Annotated in this window: 8 protein-coding genes; 5 read left to right on the plus strand and 3 right to left on the minus strand. The window is 57.7% G+C overall.

Annotated elements, in window-relative coordinates:
• Positions 1-157: 157 nt before the first annotated feature.
• Together hemL and ACVWXF_RS13905 are read right to left on the minus strand one after the other, a co-directional pair.
• Positions 158-1,468: a glutamate-1-semialdehyde 2,1-aminomutase gene (gene hemL, locus ACVWXF_RS13900; RefSeq protein ID WP_457474682.1), complete on the minus strand. Its 1,311-nt coding sequence runs from the start codon at positions 1,466-1,468 to the stop codon at positions 158-160.
• A gap of 81 nt (positions 1,469-1,549) precedes the next feature.
• Positions 1,550-1,825 (minus strand): DUF4404 family protein, encoded by a 276-nt coding sequence (locus ACVWXF_RS13905; RefSeq protein ID WP_457474683.1) that lies wholly within the window; start codon positions 1,823-1,825, stop codon positions 1,550-1,552.
• Positions 1,826-2,032: 207 nt separating this feature from the next.
• Here ACVWXF_RS13905 and ACVWXF_RS13910 point away from each other — a divergent pair, with 207 nt between their 5' ends.
• The 5 genes from ACVWXF_RS13910 to ACVWXF_RS13930 all read left to right on the plus strand — a co-directional run bounded on the left by ACVWXF_RS13910 (position 2,033) and on the right by ACVWXF_RS13930 (position 6,200).
• On the plus strand, positions 2,033-2,344 hold the full coding sequence (locus tag ACVWXF_RS13910) for a hypothetical protein (RefSeq protein ID WP_457474684.1): 312 nt from the start codon (positions 2,033-2,035) through the stop codon (positions 2,342-2,344).
• 30 nt (positions 2,345-2,374) lie between these two features.
• Positions 2,375-3,121, plus strand: a complete 747-nt coding sequence (locus tag ACVWXF_RS13915) for an SIMPL domain-containing protein (protein WP_011432642.1) — start codon at positions 2,375-2,377, stop codon at positions 3,119-3,121.
• A gap of 422 nt (positions 3,122-3,543) precedes the next feature.
• Positions 3,544-4,734 (plus strand): response regulator, encoded by a 1,191-nt coding sequence (locus ACVWXF_RS13920; RefSeq protein ID WP_457474685.1) that lies wholly within the window; start codon positions 3,544-3,546, stop codon positions 4,732-4,734.
• A 50-nt stretch (positions 4,735-4,784) separates the two neighbouring features.
• On the plus strand, positions 4,785-5,288 hold the full coding sequence (locus ACVWXF_RS13925) for a hypothetical protein (RefSeq protein ID WP_457474686.1): 504 nt from the start codon (positions 4,785-4,787) through the stop codon (positions 5,286-5,288).
• 45 nt (positions 5,289-5,333) lie between these two features.
• Positions 5,334-6,200, plus strand: coding sequence for a shikimate dehydrogenase (locus ACVWXF_RS13930; protein ID WP_457474688.1), 867 nt, complete (start codon positions 5,334-5,336; stop codon positions 6,198-6,200).
• A 63-nt stretch (positions 6,201-6,263) separates the two neighbouring features.
• Here the strand turns inward: ACVWXF_RS13930 and glnT are convergent, their stop codons facing one another.
• On the minus strand, positions 6,264-7,562 hold the full coding sequence (glnT, locus tag ACVWXF_RS13935; RefSeq protein WP_457474687.1) for a type III glutamate--ammonia ligase: 1,299 nt from the start codon (positions 7,560-7,562) through the stop codon (positions 6,264-6,266).
• Between the last annotated feature and the right edge of the window lie 371 nt (positions 7,563-7,933).

Raw genomic sequence — 7,933 nt, forward strand, 5'->3', positions numbered from 1 at the left:
TAAACAGAAAGATCAACTGGTAGTAATCCGTACTGAACATATTATACATTATTTTCAGTATAGTTGAGCTTATTATTGACTAGAGTCATGCTCCAGTTGCGATGGATATGCTCGGCCATAGCAGGGATCCCGCCTCGAAAGAGGGTGAATTGCAGACTCAGAGGGTGCTCAACACCTCTCGCGCTGCGGCTAGAGTTTTCTCCACATCGGCCTCTGTGTGGGCCAGGGAGGTGAAGCCGGCCTCAAATTGCGAGGGCGCCAGATAGACTCCCCGCTCCAACATGCCGCGATGGAAGCGGGCAAATTTCTGCAGATCGGAAGTCTTGGCCTCTTCGTAGTTGCGCACCGGGCCGGCAGTAAAAAAGAAGCCAAACATGCCGGGCAGATAGCCCCCGCACATCTCATGCCCCGTTTCCCGCGCGATCTGCAGTAGCCCCGTCGCCAACTTCTCGGTAATCCGCTCCAGATACTCGTAGGTGCCCGGGCGGCGCAAAATGTCCAGTGTCTGGATCCCTGCCGTCATGGCCAGGGGGTTGCCGGAAAGAGTCCCTGCCTGATACATCGGCCCCGCTGGAGCCACCATTTCCATAATTTCTCGCCGACCGCCGTAGGCCCCCACCGGCAGGCCGCCGCCGATGACCTTGCCCAGGGTCGTTAAATCGGGGATGACCCCAAACTTGGCCTGTACACCGCCATAGCTGATGCGAAAGCCGGTCATCACCTCGTCAAATACCAGCAGGGCCCCGTACTTTTGGGTGAGATCTCGCAAGCCTTCCAAGAAGCCCGGCTGGGGGGGAATAAAGCCGGCATTGCCCACCACCGGCTCTAGGATGACTCCGGCAATGGAGTCGGGGTGCTGTTCAAACAGGGCCTTGACTGCCTCCAGGTCGTTGTAGGGAGCCGTCAGCGTAGCGCTGGTAGCTGCCTTGGGCACCCCCGGCGAGTCTGGCAAGCCCAGCGTGGCCACCCCCGAACCGGCTTTCACCAAAAACATGTCCGCATGGCCGTGGTAGCAGCCCTCGAACTTGATCACCTTTTCCCGACCCGTGTAGGCCCGCATCAGGCGCAGCGCCGCCATGCAAGCTTCGGTGCCGGAATTGACAAAGCGCACCATCTCCACACTGGGCACCGCCTCAATGACCCGCTCCGCCAGTTCATTTTCCAGAACGCAAGGGGCGCCGAAGCTGGTGCCTTTCTCCAAAGCTCGGCGCAGAGCCTCAATGACCTCGGGGTGAGCGTGGCCAACAATCGCCGGCCCCCAACTGCCGATGTAGTCGATGTATTGGTTGCCGTCCACATCCCAGGCGTAGGCCCCTGAGACACGGTCGAACACGACGGGATCCCCGCCCACCGACTTGAAGGCGCGCACCGGAGAACTCACTCCCCCCGGCATGAGGCTTTGTGCCCGGGCAAAAATCTGTTTGGAGCGGGTGGTGTTAAACGAGGTGGAGTGGAGAGTGCTGGTCATAGAGCATAAGGAGCTTTCAACGCATTACCAAGGCTAGCAAGCAAGGGAGCTTTCTGGTGAGCCCTTTTACCGACCATGAAACTACAAACCCATTCCCGCCAGCGTGTCGATCACCTGCTCCAGGATCAGGGTGAGGTTGGGATGGGAGGTCTCGAACAGGCCCAGCGCCTCTCCGATGCGATCCCTGGGGCCTTGGCTCTGTTTGCTCTCGGTCGGGGATCCCAGATCGGCCAGCACCGCCTCCACTTCCTGGCGAATGGCGGCAATTTGCTGTCGCTGCTTTTCATCCAAGCCAGGGGTTTTTTGCAGCTCAACATCCAGATCGCGCAGCAGTTGTCGCAGTTTCGATTCGGCCATTCTTAAAGAGACCTTAACAAATTGAGAACAAATTAAGTTTTGACCACCCTGCCTCGATCATACGGCCTGATGGGTTGAAGCAGGGATCTCTTTGTCCAAGGTCTGAGGGCGGGTGAGGCGACGAAGGTGAACTTTGACCGCCGGGGATCCCAGCATTGGAGCAACCTTTGTAGGATGGGCAGTAGAGTCTATCCCCATGTCTGCCCCATGTCTGAGCTGGCATTGGCCCTAGTAGGGGCGGCGGTTGCTGCTGCCCTTTTCGTTGGGATTTTCGTCTGGGAACAAAGACGCAGCCAAGAATTGCTGCAGCGGTGGGCGGCAAAGCAGGGCTACTCCCTGTTGAGCCAGGAGGCGCGGTATTGGCGGCTGGGGCCTTTTTCTGGGAGCACTTCCAAGTATCAACGGGTGTTCCACGTGTGGATACGGGATCCGTGGGGGCAAGAACGCACCGGCTGGGTGAGGTTAGGGAACTGGTGGCTGGGGCTTTTGTCGGATCAGGCTGAGGAGCGGTGGGAGTAGGCTGGGGTTGAACCATGGAAAGGGAAAGCGATGAACGGGATCAGGGGTTGGAAAGGGCTGAAGGGGGTGGCGTGGCTGGGCCTGGTACTGGCGGTGGCCCTGTTGGGTTGGAACGCAATTGCTGGAGGCGGAGCGATGGCCAGTCCCGCTGAGGGATCCCGAATGTTGACGGTTACAGGACAGGGATCGGTCTCCGTAGAGAACTCCATTGCCCTCATTCGCTTGGGGGTAGTCATTCAAGGGGAGACGGCGCAATCGGTACAACAACAGGTGGCAGAACGCTCAGAGCGGCTGGTCAATCGCCTCAAGGAGCTGCAAGTAGGCGCTCTGCAAACCACCGGCATTTCCCTCTACCCGCAATACGACTATCGGGATGGCCAACCTCGCCTAACGGGTGTGCAGGGGCAAAACAGTCTGCAATTCGAGGTGCCTGTGGCCAGAGCTGGGCAAGTGCTGGATGAAGCTGTGGCCGCCGGAGCCACCCAGGTGGAATCGGTCAGTTTCCGGGCCGATGAAGCCACCCTGTTGGAGGCGCGCAGCCGCGCCCTAACCCAAGCCGTGAAAGATGCCCAACGTCAAGCCCAGGATGTGCTGGGGGCCTTGAACCTGAGCATCCGTTCCGTCGAGCGCATCCAGATTCAGAGCGATGGCTACATGATCCCGCCGCCGATCCCCTTTGCCCGCGCCGACTATGCCCGTCTAGAAACAGCATCCACACCGGTGGAGGGGGGACAGCAAACCGTGCGCGCCCAAGTCACCCTCGAGATCCGTTACTGAGCCTCTGCTTTGCTGCCTCGAATAATTCACAAATGTTCACCACATAGATTTCAGCTCTCCCGCCAAAGGGCTTCTGGTCAGAGCAAGCCTTGGGCAGCAACAGACAGCGGCTCTGGATGAGCGAAGTCTCAGTGATTCAAGAGTGATTCAATCCATCTAACCAACTCGGCAAAGTGGAAGCGGCTGCTGTTCGCTACCGCATCAGAATAACGATGGAGATACCACATTCATTAGAATAGCGATGGAAAGTTGCGGGTAGTTTGCTTTCCCGGATTTTCTCGCCATCCTGCCTCAGTTTGTCTATGGATCCCAGACCGGAGAGCGCTAGTGCAGCTCCTGCGCCTGAGAAGGCGAAACTCGTCTCTGGCAGAAGTCAAGACGGCAGCCTGCAAGCCCGTGTACTGATTGTGGATGATAGCTACATGGTGGCAGAGATGCTGTCCAACTTTTTGGGCAAGCAGGGCTGCAGTATTTCTTATGCTTTGGATGGCCTCTCCGCGCTGGAGCAAATTCGCCGCCAACCCCCAGATCTGATCATTGCCGATTGGGTCATGCCCTCCCTGAACGGCCTAGACCTGTGCCGTCAACTGCGGCAACTGCCGGAATATGCTTGGGTGTACTACATCATTATGACTGCCCGCGAGGGCAACGATAGCATGGAGCGGGCTTTGGAGGCAGGCGCCGATGAGTTTCTTTCCAAACCCTTTCAGGCTGCAGAGCTGCTGGCGCGGGTGCGGGCAGGGCTGCGCATTGTAGAAAGTCGCCGCCAGCAATATCTGCTCAAAACTGGGCAAAAATCTCCTCCCTCTCCCCCCAAGTCGATTGGTTTGGAGGTGGGTAACCGTCAAGATTTGGTGGCTCGTTTGCCGCTGCGGGTGGCCCAGGCCCGTGCCCAATCGGAACCCCTCAGCTTGTTTGTGCTGCGCTTGGCCAACCTCGGTTCTCTGGCACAAGGGCTGGATGCTGACGGTCGGGGTGCTCTTCTCAAGCTGTTTAGAGAGCGCCTGGCCAATAACCTGCGCGATGGAGACGACCTGTTTTGCTACGACGAGGGGCAGTTTATCATTCTGCTGCCGGGGAGCACCTTGGCTGCTGCGCAAATTGCTGCCGAACGCTGCTGCCAGCGAATGATTCAGGATCCCTTTGTGGTGAATGGGCGGGCGCTGCCGGTGCAGCTCCAGTTTGGAGCGGCCAGCCTCATGGACAGCGATGACCCCAAGGGGGTGGCTCTGTTGCGTCGGGCTGCCCAGGCTATGCGAGATAGCAGGAATGTGCACAGCTCGGTGGTGACTGCTCCCCATCCCATCCCAGTTTCCGACCGCGTCAGCGGAACGGAGTCCTCAGAGCTGCTGAAACGCCTGCAGCGTCTGGAAAAAGAAAACGCCGAACTGCGCCGAGAGCTGGAGACTCGCCTCAGGCAGATTGAGGATCTCCGCCAACACCATCAAGAGCTGAGTCGAAAGATGCAGGCTCCTGCACCGGAACTGTCCGCAGCGGGATCCCTGGCCCATAGACCCTTCCGCTTGCGGCGGCGAAAACTCCGGCAGCTTTGTCTGAAGCGTCAACTGAGCCGCAGAAGACCGCGCCTGGCCTTGGGGCGGCTGAGCAGGTAGTGATGGGCTGAGCGAACGACGGGAGAGACACAAAGGAGGTGCAAAAGGCTATGATGGGCATTCTTCAGGGTCAAGTGGCCGGATCTGGGATCTGGAGACCGGCAGGAAGATGGTTCCTAAACAACATTGAGCTCATCTTGACGGCGGTAGGAATAGGGGTGATTCTGCTAAGTGGTTTTGTGGCCAGCCGCAGCGCTTTTTCGCTAGAAACGGCAACGGCGGTCAGCGCCACTTTGGTAGGGGTCGTCCACGGGATCCTCTTTTGGCTGTTGCGACGGCGGCAGAGACAGGTGAGGCGGGAGGCAATCGGGCAAATTCGGGAAATGCTAGAAGATTTGGGCAAAAACCGCCTGCAAACCATCAAGATGAGCTTATACATGGTGCAGATCCATCAACCGGAGCAGGAAGAGCGAACCCGAAAAAGCTTTGACCGCGTTTACCAGATCCTGGCGGAGATGAGCACCTTGATCGACCACATTTCGGAAGAATCGTTGGCCGACTGGCGCCATCGCTACCGGCAGACTCTGCAGCGGGTTGAGTCGGAGTCTCAGTAGTCTTTAAAGTGACTTAAGGGATCCCTTGAGGAGTTGGCTGAGCCGGTGGACGGTCGGATTTCGGGAAGCACCCAATTGCTCGGTCTAATCGGGGATCCGGTGGCCCACAGCTTATCCCCAGCCATGCACAATGCTGCTTTGGCAGCTATGGGGGAAAACTATTGCTATGTGCCGTTTCCGGTGGCTCCAAAACACTTGGCGGCGGCGGTGGCAGGGCTGGCGGCCATTGGGGTGCGGGGGTTTAATGTGACGATTCCTCACAAACAGGCCATTCTCCCTTTGCTCGATCAGATTGAATCGCGGGCAGCAGCGGTGGGGGCGGTGAATACGGTTTACCCCTTGCCGGAGGGCGGGTGGGCGGGCACCAATACCGATATCGATGGCTTTGTCCAGCCTTTGCTGGGTCTGGAAAAAGGGATCCCTACTCTCATTCTGGGATCCGGGGGGGCAGCGCGGGCGGCCATCCAAGGCTGTTTGGAGTTGGGGCTGGGGCCGGTGCGGGTGGCAGGGCGATCCCCCAACTCATTGCTGGCCTTGCAACAGACCTGGCCTCAGGTGGAGACGGTGAACTGGGCGGAGTTGAATTGCTACCTGTCTCAGACGCGGCTTTTGGTCAACACCACCCCCGTGGGCATGCACAAGCCGGGATCCCCTGGCGGTCAGGAGCTCTCTCCCCTGAGCCGAGAGCAACTGGGCCTGCTGTCTCCAGGTGCCATCGTCTACGACCTGATCTATGTGCCGGATCCCACTCCTCTGCTGCGGATGGCCGCCGAGTTGGGCTATACCCCCATCAGTGGACTAGAGATGCTGGTTCAGCAGGGGGCCAAGGCTCTATCGCTTTGGCTGGGAGGCAAGCCTGTGCCAGCAGAGGTGATGCGGCAGGCAGCTCAACACCAGTTGGCCCAGGTTTAGGGTCACTCCAGGCCAGTTGGAAGCCCTCTCTCAAGGTGTAATGAGATAACAACAACTACCGGGCTAGCAATCCAAGGTTGTTTCTCGCTCCCAAGGGGTGATCTGACGGTTGTATTCCTGCCACTGTTGGCGTTTGAGCTTGAGGTAGGCATTTACAAAGGGATCCCCAAGCCTGCTGCGGAACAGGGTGTTTTGGTCTAAATGGTTGAGGGCTTCGACCAGAGAGCCGGGCAACGTTGGGGCATTGGGGAGGGGATCGGTGTAGGCGTTGTTGTCGCAGCGGGGGCCAGGATCCCGTTGGTGTTGGATCCCGTCCAGACCGGCGGCAATGAGACCAGCAGCCAAAAGATAGGGATTGGCGGCAGCATCGGCCAAACGCAGTTCAAACCGCCCGGCATCCGGGATCCGAATGGCGTGGGTGCGATTATTGCCGCTGTAGCTGATCGTATTGGGAGACCAGGTGGCTCCAGAGAGGGTGACAGGGGCATTGAGGCGACGATAAGAATTGACCGTTGGGTTGGTGAGGGCACACAAAGCAGGCGCATGGTGCAGCACCCCGCCGATGAAGTGATAGGCCAGTTGAGAAAGCCCCAATTCCCCTTGAGGATCGGCAAACAGGTTTTGTTCGCCTTGCCAAAGAGAAATATGGGTGTGGCAGCCGTTGCCCGTCAGATGAGCAAAGGGTTTGGGCATAAAGGTGGCCCGGTAGCCATGCTTTTCGGCAATGCTTTTCACCATGTATTTGAAAAAGGCGTGGCGATCAGCCGTAACTAGGGCATCGTCAAACCGCCAGTTCATTTCAAATTGGCCGTTGGCATCCTCGTGATCGTTTTGATAGGGATCCCAGCCCAGCTTCTGCATGCCATCGCAGATGTCCCGGATCACCGAAAAACGCCGCATCAAACTTTGCTGGTCATAGCAGGGCTTGGCCTGCCGATCCCGCTCATCGGAAATGGCCCACTCTTCTGGCGACAGAAGCATGAACTCGCATTCGATCCCCGTCTTGACTTGAAAGCCCATAGCTTCTGCTTGGGATAACACCTGCTTCAACACCCAGCGGGGGGTTTGTGGCAAGGGATCCCCGTTGACCTGAATTAGATCGGCAGGCATCCAGGCCACTTCCGGCTGCCAGGGCAGTTGAAACAAGCGCTCGCGCTCCGGCTGGGCAAACACATCGGGGTCTGCAGGCGTCAAGTCCAACCAGGCAGCAAACCCGGCAAATCCAGCCTGACCCTCTGCCATGAAGTCGATAGCTGAGGCAGGCACCAGCTTGGCCCGTTGGATCCCAAGCAGGTCGGTAAAAGAGAGCAGAAAGTAGTTGATCCCTTGGGCGCGGGCAATTTCAGAAAGCGGCTGTGTCATGTACCCAAGCTAGGTCTTGGCCTCAGGTAGAGGTGTGTCTTTCCGCACAAAAATAGATCTTTAATAGATCTTTATCAAGATCTTTATCAAAAGAAACGGCCAGGAAGACAAACACCGCCATTTGTATTCGCCCAGGGTTGCGCAGCAATGGGAAAATTCTCCCCTGGCCAACAATTACCCGTTGATGTTCCTTCCCGCTTTTGAGTCAGCCCAGATGGTTGCCAAGGCGGGGTGGAAGTTGAATGCCAAGAGGGCCAGCAAGCCATCGTTTCGAGCAGTACAGCCTTTTAATTTAAAATAGGGTACAGGTATTCAAGAGGAAGGAGAGAAAGGAATGCCGACTCATTCTTTGGATTTGCGGCAAAGAGTTG

The organism is Thermostichus sp. MS-CIW-40 (assembly GCF_054058315.1).